We start from the raw sequence: 16,647 nt of genomic DNA, 5'->3' as shown, positions 1-16,647 counted from the left end.
CGACGGGACGTCCCGATTATACTGGCTCAGAGCCAGTCAACGCAGGAGTCGAGCATGTCCCCGCGGAGCGCGTCGGTCAATGTGGAGTTGCTGGTCTTGGGCGATCCCCCGCGTCGCCCAAGACCTGCGGCAGCCCCGCGCGGCGGGCCCTGGGGGCCTCGACGGGACGTCCCGATTATACTGGCTCAGAGCCAGTCAACGCAGGAGTCGAGCATGTCCCCGCGGAGCGCGTCGGTCAATGAGGAGTTGCGCCGCCGTTCCAGGGAGCGGCTGCTTCAGGCGACGGTGGAGCTGGTCGCCGAGCGCGGTTACGAGGCCACGAAGCTCGCGGACATCGCGGAGCGGGCCGGTTCGGCGCGCGGGCTCATCTCGTACTACTTTCCTGGGAAGCGCCAGCTCCTCCAGTCCGCCGTGCACCGGCTGATGCACCGTACGCTCGCCGCCGCCCTGGAGCGCGAGCCGGTCGCGGGGGACGGCCGGGAGCGGATGGCGCGGGCGATCGACGCGATCCTCGGACTCACGGTGGAGAGACCCGTCCTGATGCGGACCCACATGGCCGGCATCCTGCAGGCCGAGGGGTTCGTACAGTGCCCGGAGCAGCAGCGACTGGCGGGGCTGCTGCGCGAGACGGTGGAGCGGTACGGGTCCGCGGACCCGGACAGCGACTATCCGATGCTGCGTGCCCAGTTGATGGGCGCGGTCTTCGCGGCGCTGATGCCGGGGGCGCCGATGCCGCTGCCCCGGCTGCGGGCCGAGTTGTTCGACCGCTACCGCCTCGACTGGGAGTTGGGTGTTCCGCCGGGCGTGAGGCCGCCCGGCGGAACGTCTCAGGGCCTTGTCCTTCAGTGGCCGAAGTCGCCGAAGTAGTCGGGCTGCGTCTGGACGTTCAGCTCGTCCATCCGCACCTTCTTCGCCGGGTCGGTGAGACGGTCGTCGAGCTTCAGCACATCGAAGCCCTTGACCATGTCGTTCGAATAGATGTAGCCGTTGTAGTAGTAGGCGGACCAGGTGCCGCCGCCCACCAGCGTCTCGGCCGAGATCGGACCGCGCTCGAAGTACGCGATCTCCTTCGGCTTCGAGGAGTTGGTGAAGTCCCAGACGGAGACGCCGCCCTGGTACCACGACTGGACCATGATGTCGCGGCCCTTGACCGGGATCAGCGAGCCGTTGTGGGCGACGCAGTTCTCGGTGTCGGCCTGGTGGCGGGGGATCTTGTAGTAGCTGCGGAAGACCAGCTTGCGCTTGTCGCCCTTGCCGACGATGTCGTAGATGCCGTCGGCGCCCCGGTTCGGACCGATCGCCTCGTTGCAGGTGGCGGCGCCACCGCCGCCGAGCTCATCGGTGAAGATGACCTTGTCGGCCTTCTGGTTGAACGTGGCCGAGTGCCAGAACGCGAAGTTCACGTTGTCCTGGACCTGGTCGATCACCTTGGGGCGTTCCGGGTTCTTGATGTCCATCAGGACGCCGTCGCCCATGCAGGCACCGGCCGCCAGGTCCTTGGAGGGCAGCACGGTGATGTCGTGGCAACCGGTGGTCGCCGAGACACCCGGATTGGTGGGCGCTCCCGGGTTGCCGCCCTCGGGGAACAGCACCTCGAACTTGAGGAGTTCGGCCTTCTGCGGGGCCTTGCGCGGCACCTTGATGATGGAGATGCCGTCGTGCGGCGGCTGGCAGTCCGGGAAGGACGTGCTGGGCGAGTACGAGGAGACGTAGACGTAGACGTCCTTCTTCTTCGGCACCAGCGTGTGCGTGTGCGAGCCGCACGCCGTCTCGACGGCGGCCACGTACTTGGGGTTCCGCTTGTCGCTGATGTCGAAGATCTTCATGCCCTCCCAGGACTCCTTGACCGTCGCGGACTGCGCGACGCTGTTGCAGGAGTTGTCGCTACGGGAGGAGTCGGTGGAGAGGAAGAGCAGGTTTCCGGAGACCGAGATGTCGTTCTGCGATCCGGGACAGAGGACCTGCGCGACGGTCTTGGGAGACTTCGGGTTGCTGATGTCGAAGATCCGGAAGCCGTCGTAGTTCCCCGAGAAGGCGTACTTGCCCTGGAAGGCCAGATCCGAGTTGGTTCCCGTGATCAGGTCCTTCGGAACGTTGGCCAGGTGGGTGATGTTGGAGCTGTGGACGACTTCGTCCACGCCGGGTATGTCACCCTGCGCGATGGCCTCCTTCACCTCGGCGGCCTGGCTCCGGGAGACCTTCTCCTTGGCCGGGGCGTCACCGGGGTCGGGGGTGGCGACCGCCGGTCCGGCGGTCAGCAGCGTCGCGAAGAGCCCGGCCGCGGCTGCCGCCACGCCCAGACGTCTGCGCCGCACGCGGGTGGTGTGCAACGAGGTCACTGGTCCTCCCTTGTATCCGTCCAGAGTTGAACGGGTCTCGGACCTCGGCAGTATCGTCCCTCCCATGTACATATCAACAGATGGCAACAGAGACGTAATGAAAGTTTTTGATCACTCACCTGCGGAAGCGTGTTAGGAACATGTTCAGTCCTGCCCATGTGTCGTAGGAGGTCACTGTGTTGATCCGCCACCGGAACCCCCGGGCCCGCCGGTCCGCCGTCGCGGCGGCGGCGGCCCTCGCCGTACTCGCCCTGGGAGCCTGCGACTCGGGGGACGACAAGGCCGCGGAGACCAAGGCGGAACAGGGCCCTGGCGTGGTGGCGCCCGGGAAACCGGGCGAACCGGCCAGGACGCTCTCCCCGGAGGAGGCGAAGAAGGCCGCGCCCGACGACACCCCCAACTCAGCCGATTTCACCTACGCGCAGATGATGATCGTCCACCATGCCCAGGCGCTGGACATGACCGCACTCGTCCCGGAGAGAGCCGAATCGACCCAGGTGAAGCGGCTCGCCGCGCGGATATCCGCCGCACAGGAGCCGGAGATCGACGTCATGGAAGCGTGGCTGAAAAACAATGGCGGGGCAAAGGAACAGCACAGTCATGACCACGGGACGATGCCCGGCATGGCGACCGAGGCCCAGCTCACGCAGTTGCGCGCGGCGAAGGGCAATGCCTTCGACGAGCTGTTCCTGAAGCTGATGATCACTCACCATCAGGGCGCGGTCACGATGGCCACCGAGGCGGTCTCCGACGGCAACAACATCCTGGTCGGGGAGATGGCCAACGAGGTGATCTCCCAGCAGACCGTCGAGATGAACCGGATGCGCTCGATGTGAGCCCGCGCGGCGCCCGGTGACGCCCCGTGAGGTCAGCGGCGGTGGTGACGGGGGCTGAGATGACCGTCGTCGCGGGCCCCGGCGATCAGCCGGAGCGCCTTGCGGCGGCTGAACCCGGTGGCGGACATGACGGCGAGCACGGGGTCCCGGCCGGCGCTCTGGGCGGCGCGGTAGATCTCGGCGACACCACGCCGGGCGGCGCTGCCGCGCGGAGCGGATGTACGGGCACGGTGGCGGCCGGATTCCGAGGGCGCCCGCTCGCCGTCGACGGGCTCCTCGGAAGCCGCTTCGGGGACTGTCTCAGGGGCCGTCGCCCCGGGCCGGGAATCGGGCGAGGGCGCCGGTTCCGTCACGGCCTCTGCCTCGGGGCGGCTCCCGCACTCGGGCCGAGGCGCCGAGCGGAAGTTGGGGTCGGAGCCTGTGTCCGGGTCCAGGTCCGGTTCCGGTTCCGGTTCCGGGTCGATGCTCGGCCCTGCCGGCGGCGTCCTCGTCTCCACCGCGTGGGGCAGGGTCTCGCACGGAACCGCGGCGGCCGGCTGGGGTACGGGCGGTCTGTGCGGCCCGGCGACCACCTGGCAGGCGTTCCGGAGCGGCGCCCCGATCGCGTCGGCCAGCGCCGCGAAGCCGTCGAGCGCCAGCGGCGGATCGGCCTGCGCGTCCTCGATGGCGATGCGGCCGTCCCGTACCACCGCGAGAACGTCAATACGGGCACCGTCCTGGAACGTCAGGCGGACATCGACCCACGGCGGCAGGATCTCGCGCCGCTCGGCGCCGTCCCGGGGGTCTCCCACGGCGGTCACCGTGCCGTGGCCCTGCACCTCCCACACGGGCCACTCGCGGGCGTCGCGGTCCTGGGGCTCCTGGGCGGACATCAGTCTGTGTTCCGACACATTCACAACTTAATCAGGCAATCCGCCCCTATGGTTATGGCGCGCACGCGCCGGGCCGCACGGCACCCTGTCGGCTCATAGCACCGGCACACCACCCGCGGGCCGCACGGACCGCGGCCGCGCCGGCCGGCCCCGCGGGGCGGTCGCCAGCGCCGACGGGTCCGCACACCACGTCGGCTCACACGGCCGGAACGCCGGACCGGGCCTCCTGTGCGGCGGCGGCACCCAGGACACCGCCGAGCAGCCCCGGGAAGAGTTCGTCCAGGTCCTCCCGGCGCAGCCCGTTCATCTTGGCCGTCCCGCGGTAGACCTGCCGGATCACCCCGTTCTCGCGCAACACCCTGAAGTGGTGGGTGGTGGTCGACTTCGTGACGGGCAGGTCGAAGTGCGAGCAGGACAGCTCTCCGTCGGCGGCGGCCAGGTCGCGGACGACCCGCAGCCGCAAGGGGTCGGCGAGCGCGTGGAGCACGCCCTCCAGGCGGATCTCCGCACAGGGCGGGTGGGCGAGTTCACGGGTGCTGGTCGCGACGGTCACGGCGGCTCCACTCGTTTCGGGACGTACCTCCATGGTACGAAACTCTTCGTAGTTTGACATTTACCGTACTACGATGGGTACCGTACGAAGCACGGGCCGGCCCACCTCTCCGTACCGGTCCCTCCCCTACGTGGTGAATGGAGCCTGCCGTGAGCGCACTGTTCGAGCCGTACACCCTGCGGTCGCTGACCGTCCCGAACCGTATCTGGATGGCGCCCATGTGCCAGTACAGCGCGGAGGAGACGGGCCCCGACGCCGGCGTGCCCGGCGACTGGCACTTCGCCCATCTCGCGGCACGCGCCGTCGGCGGTACGGGGCTGATCCTGACCGAGGCCACGGCCGTCAGCCCGGAGGGCCGTATCAGCCCGGCCGACCTGGGGATCTGGAACGACACCCAGGTGGCGGCCTTCCGCCGGATCACCCGCTTCCTCTCCGAACAGGGCACCGTCAGCGCTATCCAGCTCGCACATGCCGGCCGCAAGGCGTCCACGGACCGGCCCTGGAAGGGCGGCGGTCCGGTCGGCCCCGAGGCCGGTGGCTGGGAGCCGCTGGCGCCCAGCGCGGTGCCCTTCGCCGACGGCCATCTCCTCCCCGCCGAGCTGACGGTGGAGCAGATCGAGGAGATCGTCGGCCAGTTCGCGGCGGCGGCCCGGCGCTCCCTGGAAGCGGGGTTCGAGGTCGTCGAGGTGCACGGCGCGCACGGCTACCTGATCGGCGAGTTCCTCTCGCCGCACAGCAACCGGCGTACGGACTCCTACGGCGGCTCCTTCGAGAACCGCGCCCGCTTCGCCCTCCAGGTCGTGGACGCGGTCCGCGCCGAGTGGCCCGACGAGCTGCCCGTCTTCTTCCGGATCTCCGCGACCGACTGGCTCGACGAGGGCGGCTGGAACGTCGACGACACGGTGCGCCTCGCGGACGAGCTGCTGGCGCACGGTGTGGACCTGCTCGATGTGTCCAGCGGCGGCAACGCCTCCGGCGTCCGCATTCCGGTCACCCCCGGTTACCAGGTGCCGTTCGCGGCGCGGGTCAAGGCGGAGACCCGGCTGCCCGTCGCGGCGGTCGGCCTGATCACCGACCCCGAGCAGGCCGAGAAGATCCTCTCCAACGGCGAGGCCGACGCCGTCCTGCTCGGCAGGGAGCTGCTGCGAGACCCGTCCTGGGCCCGCCGCGCCGCCGGTGAGCTGGGCGGTACGGTGCACACCCCGCAGCAGTACCACCGCGCCGTCTGAGACGGCGTCCGAGACACGGCGCCGTCCGGCCCCGCGGGTGGTCCGTCCGGTGCCACCGGCGCCGCACCCGCCCGGCCGGGCGACGTACCATGACGCGGTCGTGGCCCGGCCGTGCGGCCGGACCGCCCGCGAGCAGGAGGAACGAGCCATGGGAGCGTCTGCTCCGCAGACCGTCGTCCGGCCGGCCGCGCCCGCCGATCTTGACGCCGTGGCCGCAATCCATGCCCATTACGTCCTCCACAGCGTGATCACGTTCGAGGAGGTGCCGCCGACGGCCGACGACTGGCTGCGGCGCTTCCAGGACTTCGCCTCGCGGGACGACCCCTTCCTGATCGCCGAAGTGGCCGGTGAGGTGGCCGGATACGCGTACGCGGGCCCGTGGCGTCCCAAGGCCGCCTACCGGAACACCGTGGAGGACACGATCTACCTCTCCCCCGGCCACACCGGCAAGGGCCGGGGCGGCGCGCTGCTGGGAGCCCTCGTGGCCCGGTGCGCGCGGGCGGGCCGGCGCCGGATGGTCGCCGTCATCGCGGACACCGGGCAGGACGCGTCGGCCGCCCTGCACCGGCGGTTCGGCTTCACGCACGCCGGGCGGCTGACGGAGGTGGGGTACAAGCACGGGCGGTGGGTCGACACCGTGCTGATGGAACGGGACCTGACGACGGACGGAACGCGGCAGCACGCGGGGGATCCTGCCCCGGGTGCCTGACGGGCGGTCGGATCGGGACGGTCCCTTCCCGGGTACGTGCGAGGGCGCACCCCGTGCACCAGTAGAGTGACGCCCCGTGGCACGACCGTTGAACGAAATCGTAGAGCCCGGCTGGGCCGACGCGCTGGCCCCCGCGGCCGGGCGCATCACCGAGATGGGTGACTTCCTGCGGGCGGAGATCGGTGCCGGGCGCACCTATCTGCCCGCGGGCCCCCATGTCCTCCGCGCCTTTCAGCAGCCCTTCGACGAGGTGAGGGTGCTGATCGTCGGGCAGGACCCCTATCCGACGCCGGGGCACGCGGTGGGGCTGAGCTTCTCGGTGGCGCCCGAGGTGCGCCCCGTACCGGGCAGCCTGGACAACATCTTCCGTGAGATGCACACGGATCTGGGCCATCCGCGCCCCTCCAACGGCGATCTGACGCCCTGGACCCGGCAGGGGGTCCTGCTGCTCAACAGGGCGCTCACCACGGCCCCCCGCAAGCCCGCCGCGCACCGCGGCAAAGGCTGGGAAGAGGTGACAGAGCAGGCCATCCGCGCGCTGGTCGCCCGCGGCAAGCCGCTCGTGTCCATCCTGTGGGGGCGCGACGCCCGTAACCTCCGTCCGCTGCTCGGCGACAACCCGGCGATCGAGTCGGCCCATCCGTCCCCCATGTCGGCGGACCGCGGCTTCTTCGGCTCGCGGCCGTTCAGCCGGGCCAACGACCTGCTGATCGGCCAGGGAGCGCAGCCGGTCGACTGGCAACTGCCGTGAGCCGGCCCGCGACCGCCGGGCGCCGGGGCGCGCGAGGCGCCGGGGGCCCGGGGTGAGCCGGGTCCTGGTGAGCCGGGGGCCCGGGTGAGCTGGGTCCTGGGCGTCGACTCCGGCGGTTCGGGCGTACGGTTCGCGCTCGGCACCGCGGAGGCGGGCGGGGCGGTCACCGCCGTCTCCTCCGCCCACTGCGCCGAGCCGGTGCGTACGGGCCCGGCGGGCATCGATCCGGAGCAGTTCCTCGCCCGGCTGCTGCCCGCCGCGCGGACGCTGCTGGCGGAGGCCGGCGCGGAAGCCGGTGACGAGGGCCTGTCGGCGGTCGCGGTCGGCGCAGCGGGGATGGCGACGCTCGGTGACGGGCTCCGGGCCGAGCTGCCCGCCGCGCTGGAGCGCTCCCTCGGGGTACGGCGTCTCGCGCTCGCCGCCGACGCGGTCACGGCGTACGCGGGCGCGCTCGGCCAGCGCCCCGGCGCCGTCGTCGCCGCCGGTACGGGCATGATCGCGCTCGGTATGACACCGGCGGGCTGGCGCCGCGCGGACGGCTGGGGCCATCTCCTCGGCGACTGCGGCTCGGGCGCCTGGATCGGCCGTGCCGGGCTGGAGGCCGCCCTGCGGGCGCACGACGGACGGCGCGGTGGATCCGCCGCACTCCTGTGCGGTGTGGAAACAATTTTCGGGCCCGCGGGCGAGCTTCCCGGGCTGCTCTATCCCCGTTCCGACCGGCCCGCCGTGCTCGCCTCGTTCGCTCCGGAAGTGGCCCGCCGCGCGGCCGACGATCCGGTCGCGCGGTCGATTCTCGCGCAGGCTGCGGAGCACATCGTGGACGGAGCCGCAGCTGTCTGCCCACCATCGGGTGAATGTGAAATCGCCCTCACGGGTGGTCTGTTCAAGCTCGGCGAACCGCTCGTCGGCCCGGTGCGCGCCGAGCTGTCAGCCCGTCTCCCGCATGCCACGACGGTCGCCGCGACCACGGATCCGCTGGGTGGGGCGCTGCTCATCGCCGCGGCGCTCGCCACCGGATCGCTCCGGCTGCCGCGCGAACCGCGCCTGCTGAACGTCTCGACAGATCAGTACAGATGAGCTGAAAAATACCTAACGGATATATAAGGACAGATGGCTCGCAGCGGCCCCCTCCCCGAACAGCCGCGCCCACAAAACCAGTAGCATTCGACGCCATGAGCACCCCCACTGGGCCCGCATCCGGCCTGCCTGTACGAATGCCGCGACCCCGCCAGTCGGGGCGCCACCGCCGTCCCGAACCGGTCGCGGCCCCCGAAGGTGCGCCCGCGCTGGTTCTCGCCGTTCCCGGACCTCCGTCCAACGCCGTCCGCGGGCTGGCCGAAGAGGTCGTCAGCATCGCCCGTTCCGAGCTTCCCGGCCTCAACGCCTACATCGGCTACCTGGACGGCGACGACACCGAGCACCCGACGCTCCAGGCCGTACTGGCCGGAACCGCCGCACTGCGCACGGAGCGTTACGAGCTGGCCAAGGCCGCCGGTCGTGAGGTCGCGGAGCCCGAAGGCCCCGCCGCGGTGGTCGTGCCGCTGCTGGCGGGCCCGGAGAGCGCGCTGATCGAGCGGATGGGCGCGGCCGTGGCGGAGAGCGGCGCCACCGCGGAGCTGACCGATGTACTCGGTCCGCACCCGCTGCTCGCCGAGGGGCTGCACGTACGCCTCTCGGAGGCCGGTCTGGCCCGCGCCGACCGCGCCAGGCTCTTCACGGTCGCCACGGCGGCCGACGGGATCATCCTGGCCACGGTGGGCGGCGACGAGGCGGTACAGACCGCGGGGATCACCGGAATGCTGCTGGCCGCGCGGCTGGCCGTGCCGGTGATGGCCGCCGCGCTCGACACGGAGGGCTCGGTCACCGCGATCGCCGAGCAGCTTCGCGGGTCGGGCTCGACGCAGCTCGCGCTCGCGCCGTACCTGGTCGGTCCCGAGCTGCCCGCGGGCCTGCTCGACGCGGCCGTCAAGGAGGCCGACTGCGCCACGGCCGAGCCGCTGGGCGCGTACCCGGCCATCGGCAAGCTGGTGCTGTCGAAGTACGCCACCACGCTGGGCATCACCCCTCAGCCCCAGGGGACGCCCGCGCACTGACACGCGCCCGCGCGCACGGACGGGGCTCCGTTCCCGCCCCGCATGTGGGGAAGTACGTGTGGGAAAGGGCCCGCACCGGATCGCTCCGGGGCGGGCCCTCCCCGTGCCGGTGGCGGGCGCCCGGGCCGCGCGTGGTGACCGCTCAGCCGAAGACCACGCAGGACGCGGCGGGGGCCCGAAGGGCGCCGGCCCGGGTCGGGACGCCGGTGGCCGGGTCGAGGTCGAACCAGGTCACATCGCCGGAGCGCTCATTCGCCACGTACAGCCTGCGGCCCGTCGGGTCCAGCACGAGATCGCGCGGCCAGCGCCCGCCGCACGGGACGGTGGTGAGGAGTTCCGGCTTCTCGTACATCGGGTCGAGGGCGAGGACGGCGATGCTGTCGTGGCCCCGGTTGGCGACCCAGAGGAACCGTCCGTCCGGCGCCACGGCCACCTCGGAGGGGTAGCTCGCGCCCCGCGGAACGCCGGGCAGGACGGACGTCCGGCCGACCGGTTCGAGCACGCCGTTCTCCGGGTCCCAGCGGCAGACGGTGAGCACCGGTTCCAGCTCGCCCAGGACGTAGACGTGGCCGCCCGCCGGGTGGAAGGCGAGGTGGCGGGGGCCGTTGCCGGGGCGCAGCGCGGTCTCGCCGTACGGGACCAGTTCGCCGGCGGTGGTGTCGAGGGAACAGATCCGTACGATGTCGGCGCCCAGGTCGGTGCTGAGGATCCAGCGTCCGCCGGGGGCGGCCACCACCTGGTGGGTGTGCGGGCCGCGCTGCCGGTCGGGGTCCGGCCCCGAACCCTGGTGCTGGAGCACCCCGGTGACGGGTCCCGGGCGTCCCCCGGCGGCGACGGGCAGGACGGAGACGCTGCCGGAGCCGTAGTTGGCGGTGAGGAGATGCCCGTCGGCGACCGTGAGATGGGTCGGGCCCGAGCCGCGGACCGGCACAAGGTCCGCGAGCAGGCGCGGCGGCGTGTGTCCCACGGCTCCGGTGTCGGGGGTGCGGAAGGCGGCCACGGCGCCCTCGTCGGTCTCGGAGACGGCGTAGAGCACCGTTCCGTCCGGGGAGAGCGCGAGGTACGAGGGGTCCGCCACGTCGTCCGTCGCGCCGACCACGGTGAGCGCCCCGGTCCGCGCGTCCACGGCGGCGGCGATGACACCGAGGCCTCCTGCCGAGGTGAACGAACCGATGAAGGCCCGTCCTCCGTCGCGTCCGGCGCTGTCGCCACTCACCCGTGTGTGCCCTCTCGTCCCGCCCCGCGGCCCGGCCCCGCGGCCTTCTCGCCCGCCCGGTCCGCCGAACGTCCGGCCGACCGTAGCAGGCGGTCCCGGAGCGGTCCGGGCCCCGGTGGGGTCAGGCGGGTACGAGCGGGGCGCGCGGTGAGGTGCGCAGGGGCGCGGAGAGCCCGGTGAGCGCCCGCTCCAGGCCGTACAGATGGGCCAGCGCTACCTCCGCCCCGGGATGGTGGGGCGGGTGCGGGAAGGCGTGCGGCATCGCTGCGGGGAGGGCGGACTCCGCTCCTGGGGCGACCAGTTCGTGCACGGCGGCCTCGATCCGGTCACAGGCGGCGGTCAGCCGGGCGTCGTGCGAGGCGGCCGGGTCGGCGGCCACGGCGGCGAACCCCCGCACCTCGCGCGCGCAGTCGTCGAGCAGGCCGAGCACCTGCCGGGCACGGGCCCTGCGCGCCCGCAGCGGGCTGAGCGGATGGACCAGCGGGGCCAGGGACATCCGTACACGGCCGAGCAGCAGCTCCAGTTCGGCGGCGTACGGCGCCGGGTCGGCGACCGTGTCTCCGGCGAGCCGGCGGGCGGCCTCGGCGGTACAGGCGTGGACGCCGCGCAGGGCGCGCCGGATCCAGGCGTCGGTGGTGGCGTGGACGGTGACCGGCAGCACGAGCACGACGGCGAGCGCCGCGCCGAGGGCTCCCGCGCCGGTCTCCGCGAGGCGCAGCGCGAGCAGACCGGGGTCGAGGACGCCGAGCAGCCCGTACAGCAGTCCGGCCATCACGGTCACCGCCAGGACCATCCAGCTGTAGGAGACCTGCGCCGTGTAGAAGATGCCGAAGACGCACACCGCGACGAGCACGGCCGTGGGGACGGGGGCGCCGTGCAGCGGGACGGCGACCAGCAGGCCGACGACGAGGCCGAGCACCGTACCGAGGACCCGCCGGAAGCCGCGGACCAGGGTCTCGCCGCGCGATGCGGTGTTGACGAAGATCCACCAGACGGTGCCGACGGCCCAGTACCAGCGGTCGTCCGAGAGCGCCTGGCCGATGACGAGGGCGAACGCGCAGGCGGCGGTGGACTGGAGCGCCTGCCGGGTGGTGGGCCGCGCGAGCCCCGTGCCGGTGGGCGGCGGCGGCACGGGAGCGGGCGGGGTGCGCCGTTCGATGGGCCACAGGACGAAGCGGACCGCGCCGGCCATGAGCAGGGCCAGTGCGGTGGCGGCGGCCAGTTCGGGCAGTTGGGCGGGGACGGCGTGCAGGAACTGGGTGCCGAAGAAGTTCATGAAGGCGAAGATGCCGAGCGCGTGGCCGCGCGGGCCCCAGCGCCGGGCGTAGACGCCGGCGAGGACGACGGCGAGAAAGGCCGCGTCGCGGGCGAGGGGCGCCCCGTGCAGGACGCTGGCCAGGGCGAGGACCGGGAGGCCGACGGCGGGCAGCAGCGCGGTCGTCACGCGCTGGGCGCGGACGGTCGGGTCGAGGACGGTGAACAGGGCGAGCAGCGCCGCCAGGCCGCCGAAGATCGACGCGGTCAGCGAGAGCCCGGCCGCCTCGGACGCCGCGACGGCGAGGGCGATGCCGAGGACGGCGCGCAACGCGTTCCTGAGCCGGAGACGCCCCGGGTCCGGGGCCACGAACATGCTTTTCACAGGTGCCACAGGGGCACAGACAAGCATCTGATGGAGCAGTGGCTCAACACATGTCGGATTCACTGTGCCATTGGTCCAGCCGATGCGCCTTTCTGTCGGCCGGCCCGGACCAACGGACCAGGGTGGTGCGGAGTGGTGGGTGGAGGGGCGGTCTGCTGTCGTCCGGAAGCCCCGGCTCCCGTTCCACCAGTGGTGGAGCACCCTGCCGACGGTCGGCCTCGGCCGGTCACCGGGGGGGGCGCGTGGGCGCCGGGGCGGGCCGCCGGCCGTCAGCCCTGGGTGTCCAGTTGGTCGGCGAAGGCGCGGAGCGCGTCGGCCAGTTCCTTCTTGGTGGGCAGCCGGTCGACCTTCTTGTCGAGTTCGTCGATGCGCCTGGTGAGGTCTTCGAGGTCCGCCGGGGAGCTGGGAGAACCGGTGGGGCCGTTCGTGGGCTCGCCGGTGGGGCCTGAAGGACCGTCCGAGGGGAAGCCGTTCGACTCCTCGGGGCTGGGGTCGGCGCCTCCTGAGCCGCTGACGCTGCCGTCATCCGTGCCGCCACTGTCCGTGCCGCCACTGTCCGTGCCGCCGCTGCCAGGGGCGCTCTCGACCGGGGATTCCACCTCGACCGGGGGCTCGTCGGCCGCCGGACCCACCGTCCTACCGACGTTCGCGGCGCGCCCCTCCCCCGACCCCGCCGCGATCGCCCCGCCGACTCCGAGACTCACCGCGGCGATGGCCCCCACGACCGTGATCAGCATTCTTCGTGTGCGTATCCGCTCTGCATCTGCCATGTGCCGGACACTAGCGACGGTTTTCGGCGGAAGAGAGGCTTCCGCGCGATTTCCGTCGAAAACAGGGGAACACCCGTACGGACTCACCCGTACCAGCGGACCTCCGGGCGGTACGGAGCGCACCGCGCCAGGTGGAGCCGGGGGTCCAGGTTCACCATGTCGTCCTGGGACAGACAGCCGTCCGCGGAGCCGATGCGGCCTCCCGCGTCGCGCCACCACCGCTGGCCGGGCGACCTGTCGCACGCGGAGAGTGCGGGGGTCGAGGAGTTCCCGTACGGCGCGGTGAGGCAGCGCCCGCCCACCGCGGTCCGGACGGCGCCGCCGTCGAACGTCCACGCCTGGGCCCGTGTGCCGACGCACGCGTGCGTCGCGACCTCGGCGTCCCTCTCCGGGCCGCCTCCCGCGGTGAGGCAGAGTTCCACCGTGCGGCCGGAGTTCGTCGTGGCGATCGCGGACATGATCTCGCCGGGGCGGGGCGCCCGGTGCGTTCTCCGGTACTCCTTGCCCACCCAGTTCCGGTAGCCAAGACCGTACGACAGGAACGCGGGGCATTTCTTCGGTACGCACCCCCGGTGCCGGTAGTAGCTCTCGAAGACCGCCTCCTTCGCCTTCTTCTGGCCTTTGGTCAGATTGGCGGGCAGGAGGGACATGCTGTATCCGAGGTACGGCGTCACCGGGGGCCGGTCCGCCGCGTCGAATGCGGCTCTTCGGAAATACCTTCCCGCCACCGCGTGGTCACTGTGGTCGCTGTGGTCGACGGTTCGCGTGTCCTGGTGGCCGAACGAATTGTTGTCGTAGTCCAGCGTACGGACGTGCCGTACCTTTTCCCGGTCGGCCAACCGTGTCAGAGTGCTCAGCAGTTCACCCTCGGTGTAGGCGCGTTCCTCGTCCACGGGCCTGATCGTCCTGATCTCCCCGCGGAAGAGCTTGAGCAGACTCTGGTGGCGGTTGGTGGTGGTGCCACTGCCCCTGGGCAGTCCGTCGGGCAGCCGGAGGAAGGTGAGCCGGACATCCGCTCCGGCGTCCAGGGTGTACGAGAGGAGCCTGCGGTCGCCCACGACGACATCGTCTCTGGTCCAACGGTCCGCGGTGCCCGCCATTTCGGCGTAGGCGGCCCGCACGCCGTCCTCCCGGCTTTTCACGTAGTAGCTCTTCCGGAAGGGATGGCCCGCGTCCCCGGCGGTCAGATAGACCGTACTGACGGAGCATCCCCCGCGAAGGGTCCGCTGAATTTCCGGATTGACGAAGAGGAGGTCGTCGTCCTGATGGGCGACGCCCACCAGGACGCTTTCGCAGGGCTTCGCATCGTGGGCCCGGGGCGGCGCGGCCAGCACTCCGAAGACCGCGCAGAGGGACAGAAGGGACAGGGCCCACAGCGGGCGGCGCGGATTCCCTCGTCCACCGGTTTTCCTCATGTACCGCTCCTCCGCCTCTCCCCGTACCGCCCATTCCACCTGTTCCGCCCCGGCGAGATTTTTCATCACGCGGGATCCGGCGGCCGGGCGCGACGCGCAGGGCGCGCCCCCTTTCGGGTCCTGACGGTCGCGGCGGGCCGGCGGTCGCGGCGGGCCGGCGGTACGGCGTCGGTCCCGGCCGTCGGTACAGTCGTCGCAGAACAGAGCGGAGGCGCGGCGTACACGGAGCGGCGCGGCGTACAGCACGGCGGGAGGCCGAAGGACCATGCCGGTGGACACCCTCGACACCCGCATTCTGCGGCTCCTCATCGAGCAGCCGCGCACCAGCGTGCGGGAGTACGCGCGGATCCTCGGAGTCGCGCGAGGCACCGTGCAGGCCCGGATGGACCGGCTGGAGCGTGACGGTGTGATCATGGGCACCGGCCCCCACCTCTCCCCCGCGGCCCTCGGCCATCCGGTGCTCGCCTTCGTCCATGTCGAGGTCACACAGGGGCATCTGGACGAGGTCGGCGACGCGCTCGCCGAGGTCCCCGAGATCATCGAGGCGTTCTCGATCACGGGAGCGGGCGATCTGCTCACGCGGGTGGTGGCGCGGGACAACGGCCATCTGGAGGACGTGGTCCAGCGGCTGATCCAGTTGCCGGGTGTGGTCCGTACGCGTACGGAGATGGCGCTGCGCGAGCGGGTGCCGCACCGGCTGCTGCCCCTGGTCGAGTCGGTGGGCCGCGCCGCGTCCGCGTCCGACGCACCGCGCTGAGACACGCGGCGCCGCGCCCACGGCACCGACACGGACCGTGCCAGGCCGGCGCCGCCCCCATTACCCGGCACGCCTCCCATGTAACCGCCGGGCGGCTGCTCTTGCGAGTGAAGTCCGGTCTCCGCAGGTGCCCGCAGACGGCCACCTGGCCCGCCGCGAACGCGTTCATGCCAGGAAGGAACCCTCGCCGGGGTTACGCCGGGGGCGCGCACCGGCGGCGCACTGGGCTGATGAGCCTCCGCGCGCCCATCAGACGATATTGCTGCCCGTAGTTGATCCAACGCATGCTGTTACGTGGCCCCTGGTCGGTGCGCTGCCAGGGGAAAGTGCTGCCTGGTCCTTGCCCACGTCCCCATGAGCGAAGGGTGCGACATGTCTGGTTCAACGGTGAGTGGCGCGGGTCGGCCCGGGTCCGGGGTCGCCCCGCGCACCGCGGTGAGAGCGTTGCTCTCCCGCACCTGCCATCCCCTTCTGCTGCTCTCGGTCGGTGTGGTCTTCGCCATGTCCACGCGGTACGGCTGGGACACCGGCCGGGCCACGTTCGCCTTCCAACTGTCGCTGCTCTGCTACCTCGCGGCGCTGGAGCGGGCGATCCCGTACGAGCGGGCCTGGCACCCCAGCCGCCGGGAGTGGCGGTGGTACGGCGTGTACTTCGTCCTCACGACGGTGGGCGGCACCCTGGCACAGTCGATGGTGGTGGTCGCGGCGGGCGCGCTCGCGACGACAGACCCCCTGCTGCCACTCTGGGCGGAGATACCTCTCGCCCTGCTGCTCGGCTCGCTGGCCGGCTACGCGGTGCACCGGCTCGGGCACACCAACCGGTGGCTGTGGCGGCTGCACGGAGTGCACCACGTCCCCGACAAGGTGAATGTCGCCAACAACGGTGTCAATCACATCGCCGACGTCTTCGTCTCCCAGGCCTGCGTCCAACTGTCCCTGGCGATCGTCGGGTTCTCGGAGACGGCCGTCTTCGGCGTGGGCCTGTTCGTGGTCGCGCAGGGGTACTTCGTGCACGCCAACGTCGCCGTCGGTCTCGGCCGGCTCAACCATGTGTTCGTGGGGCCCGAGCAGCACCGGCTGCACCACAGCACGGATCTGGCCGAGGCCGGGCACTACGGCTCCGACCTGTCCATCTGGGACCGGGCGTTCGGCAGCTTCACCTGGCGGCCGGGACGCGAGCCGGCCGCGGTCGGCCTCGTGGACGCGCGCTCCTTCCCCGGTACCGGTGCGATCGTCGCCACCCTGGTGCACCCGGTGCGCCGGCCGGTGAAGGCGGACGGGAGCGGCGGCTGACCCTTCACCGCGCCGCCCCGCACCGCGCCGTATCTGCCGACGCCGTACCTCTCGACGCGCCGTCCCTCCTCGCAGCGCGCCCCCTCACACCGCACGCCTCCTGACGTCGTCCCTCCTCCCACCGTCCCCTCCTCCCCGCGCCTTCCGTCCTCTCCCGCACGGCTGTCTCCCCACA

Annotated in this window: 16 protein-coding genes; 9 read left to right on the top strand and 7 right to left on the bottom strand. The window is 72.0% G+C overall.

Annotation, left to right across the window (positions count from 1 at the left end; translation table 11 throughout):
* Positions 1-213: 213 nt before the first annotated feature.
* Positions 214-867, top strand: a complete 654-nt coding sequence (locus ACFXPL_RS18135) for a TetR/AcrR family transcriptional regulator (protein WP_384919844.1) — start codon at positions 214-216, stop codon at positions 865-867.
* On the opposite strand, the gene ACFXPL_RS18130 is transcribed toward ACFXPL_RS18135, so the two are convergent.
* Positions 843-2,339 (bottom strand): LVIVD repeat-containing protein, encoded by a 1,497-nt coding sequence (locus ACFXPL_RS18130; protein WP_384919841.1) that lies wholly within the window; start codon positions 2,337-2,339, stop codon positions 843-845. The genes ACFXPL_RS18135 and ACFXPL_RS18130 overlap by 25 nt on opposite strands.
* Before the next feature lie 176 nt (positions 2,340-2,515).
* Between ACFXPL_RS18130 and ACFXPL_RS18125 the strand changes: the two genes are divergently transcribed.
* Entirely contained in the window at positions 2,516-3,175 is a 660-nt protein-coding gene (locus tag ACFXPL_RS18125) for a DUF305 domain-containing protein (RefSeq protein WP_384919838.1), read from the top strand.
* Positions 3,176-3,207: 32 nt separating this feature from the next.
* On the opposite strand, the gene ACFXPL_RS18120 is transcribed toward ACFXPL_RS18125, so the two are convergent.
* Positions 3,208-4,065, bottom strand: a complete 858-nt coding sequence (locus tag ACFXPL_RS18120) for a DUF6214 family protein (protein ID WP_384919835.1) — start codon at positions 4,063-4,065, stop codon at positions 3,208-3,210.
* 178 nt (positions 4,066-4,243) lie between these two features.
* Positions 4,244-4,600 carry an ArsR/SmtB family transcription factor gene (locus ACFXPL_RS18115; protein WP_384919833.1) on the bottom strand — a complete coding sequence of 119 codons (357 nt, stop codon included), beginning with the start codon at positions 4,598-4,600 and terminating at the stop codon, positions 4,244-4,246.
* A gap of 149 nt (positions 4,601-4,749) precedes the next feature.
* On the opposite strand from ACFXPL_RS18115, the gene ACFXPL_RS18110 reads away from it, so the two are divergent.
* The 5 genes from ACFXPL_RS18110 to ACFXPL_RS18090 all read left to right on the top strand — a co-directional run bounded on the left by ACFXPL_RS18110 (position 4,750) and on the right by ACFXPL_RS18090 (position 9,382).
* Positions 4,750-5,829 carry an NADH:flavin oxidoreductase/NADH oxidase gene (locus ACFXPL_RS18110; protein WP_384919830.1) on the top strand — a complete coding sequence of 360 codons (1,080 nt, stop codon included), beginning with the start codon at positions 4,750-4,752 and terminating at the stop codon, positions 5,827-5,829.
* A 148-nt stretch (positions 5,830-5,977) separates the two neighbouring features.
* Complete coding sequence (locus ACFXPL_RS18105) at positions 5,978-6,538, top strand: GNAT family N-acetyltransferase (protein WP_384919827.1); 561 nt, start codon at positions 5,978-5,980, stop codon at positions 6,536-6,538.
* Positions 6,539-6,614: 76 nt separating this feature from the next.
* Positions 6,615-7,289: a uracil-DNA glycosylase gene (locus ACFXPL_RS18100; protein WP_384919824.1), complete on the top strand. Its 675-nt coding sequence runs from the start codon at positions 6,615-6,617 to the stop codon at positions 7,287-7,289.
* Between the two features lie 84 nt (positions 7,290-7,373).
* Positions 7,374-8,366 carry an N-acetylglucosamine kinase gene (locus ACFXPL_RS18095; RefSeq protein ID WP_384919821.1) on the top strand — a complete coding sequence of 331 codons (993 nt, stop codon included), beginning with the start codon at positions 7,374-7,376 and terminating at the stop codon, positions 8,364-8,366.
* A gap of 95 nt (positions 8,367-8,461) precedes the next feature.
* Complete coding sequence (locus ACFXPL_RS18090) at positions 8,462-9,382, top strand: sirohydrochlorin chelatase (protein WP_384919818.1); 921 nt, start codon at positions 8,462-8,464, stop codon at positions 9,380-9,382.
* A gap of 142 nt (positions 9,383-9,524) precedes the next feature.
* Here ACFXPL_RS18090 and ACFXPL_RS18085 read toward each other — a convergent pair whose 3' ends face one another.
* The 4 genes from ACFXPL_RS18085 to ACFXPL_RS18070 all read right to left on the bottom strand — a co-directional run bounded on the left by ACFXPL_RS18085 (position 9,525) and on the right by ACFXPL_RS18070 (position 14,422).
* Positions 9,525-10,598: a lactonase family protein gene (locus ACFXPL_RS18085; protein ID WP_384919815.1), complete on the bottom strand. Its 1,074-nt coding sequence runs from the start codon at positions 10,596-10,598 to the stop codon at positions 9,525-9,527.
* 121 nt (positions 10,599-10,719) lie between these two features.
* Positions 10,720-12,228, bottom strand: a complete 1,509-nt coding sequence (locus tag ACFXPL_RS18080; RefSeq protein WP_384919813.1) for an FUSC family protein — start codon at positions 12,226-12,228, stop codon at positions 10,720-10,722.
* A gap of 278 nt (positions 12,229-12,506) precedes the next feature.
* Complete coding sequence (locus tag ACFXPL_RS18075) at positions 12,507-13,007, bottom strand: hypothetical protein (protein ID WP_384919810.1); 501 nt, start codon at positions 13,005-13,007, stop codon at positions 12,507-12,509.
* A gap of 83 nt (positions 13,008-13,090) precedes the next feature.
* Positions 13,091-14,422, bottom strand: a complete 1,332-nt coding sequence (locus ACFXPL_RS18070) for a ricin-type beta-trefoil lectin domain protein (protein ID WP_384919807.1) — start codon at positions 14,420-14,422, stop codon at positions 13,091-13,093.
* Between the two features lie 265 nt (positions 14,423-14,687).
* On the opposite strand from ACFXPL_RS18070, the gene ACFXPL_RS18065 reads away from it, so the two are divergent.
* Positions 14,688-15,179 (top strand): Lrp/AsnC family transcriptional regulator, encoded by a 492-nt coding sequence (locus ACFXPL_RS18065; RefSeq protein WP_384919804.1) that lies wholly within the window; start codon positions 14,688-14,690, stop codon positions 15,177-15,179.
* 372 nt (positions 15,180-15,551) lie between these two features.
* On the top strand, positions 15,552-16,472 hold the full coding sequence (locus tag ACFXPL_RS18060; RefSeq protein ID WP_384919801.1) for a sterol desaturase family protein: 921 nt from the start codon (positions 15,552-15,554) through the stop codon (positions 16,470-16,472).
* The last annotated feature ends 175 nt before the right edge of the window (positions 16,473-16,647 follow it).

This window comes from Streptomyces sp. NPDC059092 (genome assembly GCF_042756365.1).
In the GTDB taxonomy this organism is placed as follows: Bacteria; Actinomycetota; Actinomycetes; order Streptomycetales; family Streptomycetaceae; genus Streptomyces.
This window is presented reverse-complemented; position numbering and strand designations above follow the sequence as displayed.

Excerpts from the sequence above, each read along its gene's own strand:
- ACFXPL_RS18135 (WP_384919844.1), top strand. The coding sequence starts at position 214 with ATGTCCCCGCGGAGCGCGTCGGTCAATGAGGAGTTGCGCCGCCGTTCC.
- ACFXPL_RS18105 (WP_384919827.1), top strand. The coding sequence starts at position 5,978 with ATGGGAGCGTCTGCTCCGCAGACCGTCGTCCGGCCGGCCGCGCCCGCC.
- ACFXPL_RS18090 (WP_384919818.1), top strand. The coding sequence starts at position 8,462 with ATGAGCACCCCCACTGGGCCCGCATCCGGCCTGCCTGTACGAATGCCG.
- ACFXPL_RS18080 (WP_384919813.1), bottom strand. The coding sequence starts at position 12,228 with ATGTTCGTGGCCCCGGACCCGGGGCGTCTCCGGCTCAGGAACGCGTTG.
- ACFXPL_RS18075 (WP_384919810.1), bottom strand. The coding sequence starts at position 13,007 with ATGGCAGATGCAGAGCGGATACGCACACGAAGAATGCTGATCACGGTC.
- ACFXPL_RS18070 (WP_384919807.1), bottom strand. The coding sequence starts at position 14,422 with ATGAGGAAAACCGGTGGACGAGGGAATCCGCGCCGCCCGCTGTGGGCC.
- ACFXPL_RS18065 (WP_384919804.1), top strand. The coding sequence starts at position 14,688 with ATGCCGGTGGACACCCTCGACACCCGCATTCTGCGGCTCCTCATCGAG.
- ACFXPL_RS18060 (WP_384919801.1), top strand. The coding sequence starts at position 15,552 with ATGTCTGGTTCAACGGTGAGTGGCGCGGGTCGGCCCGGGTCCGGGGTC.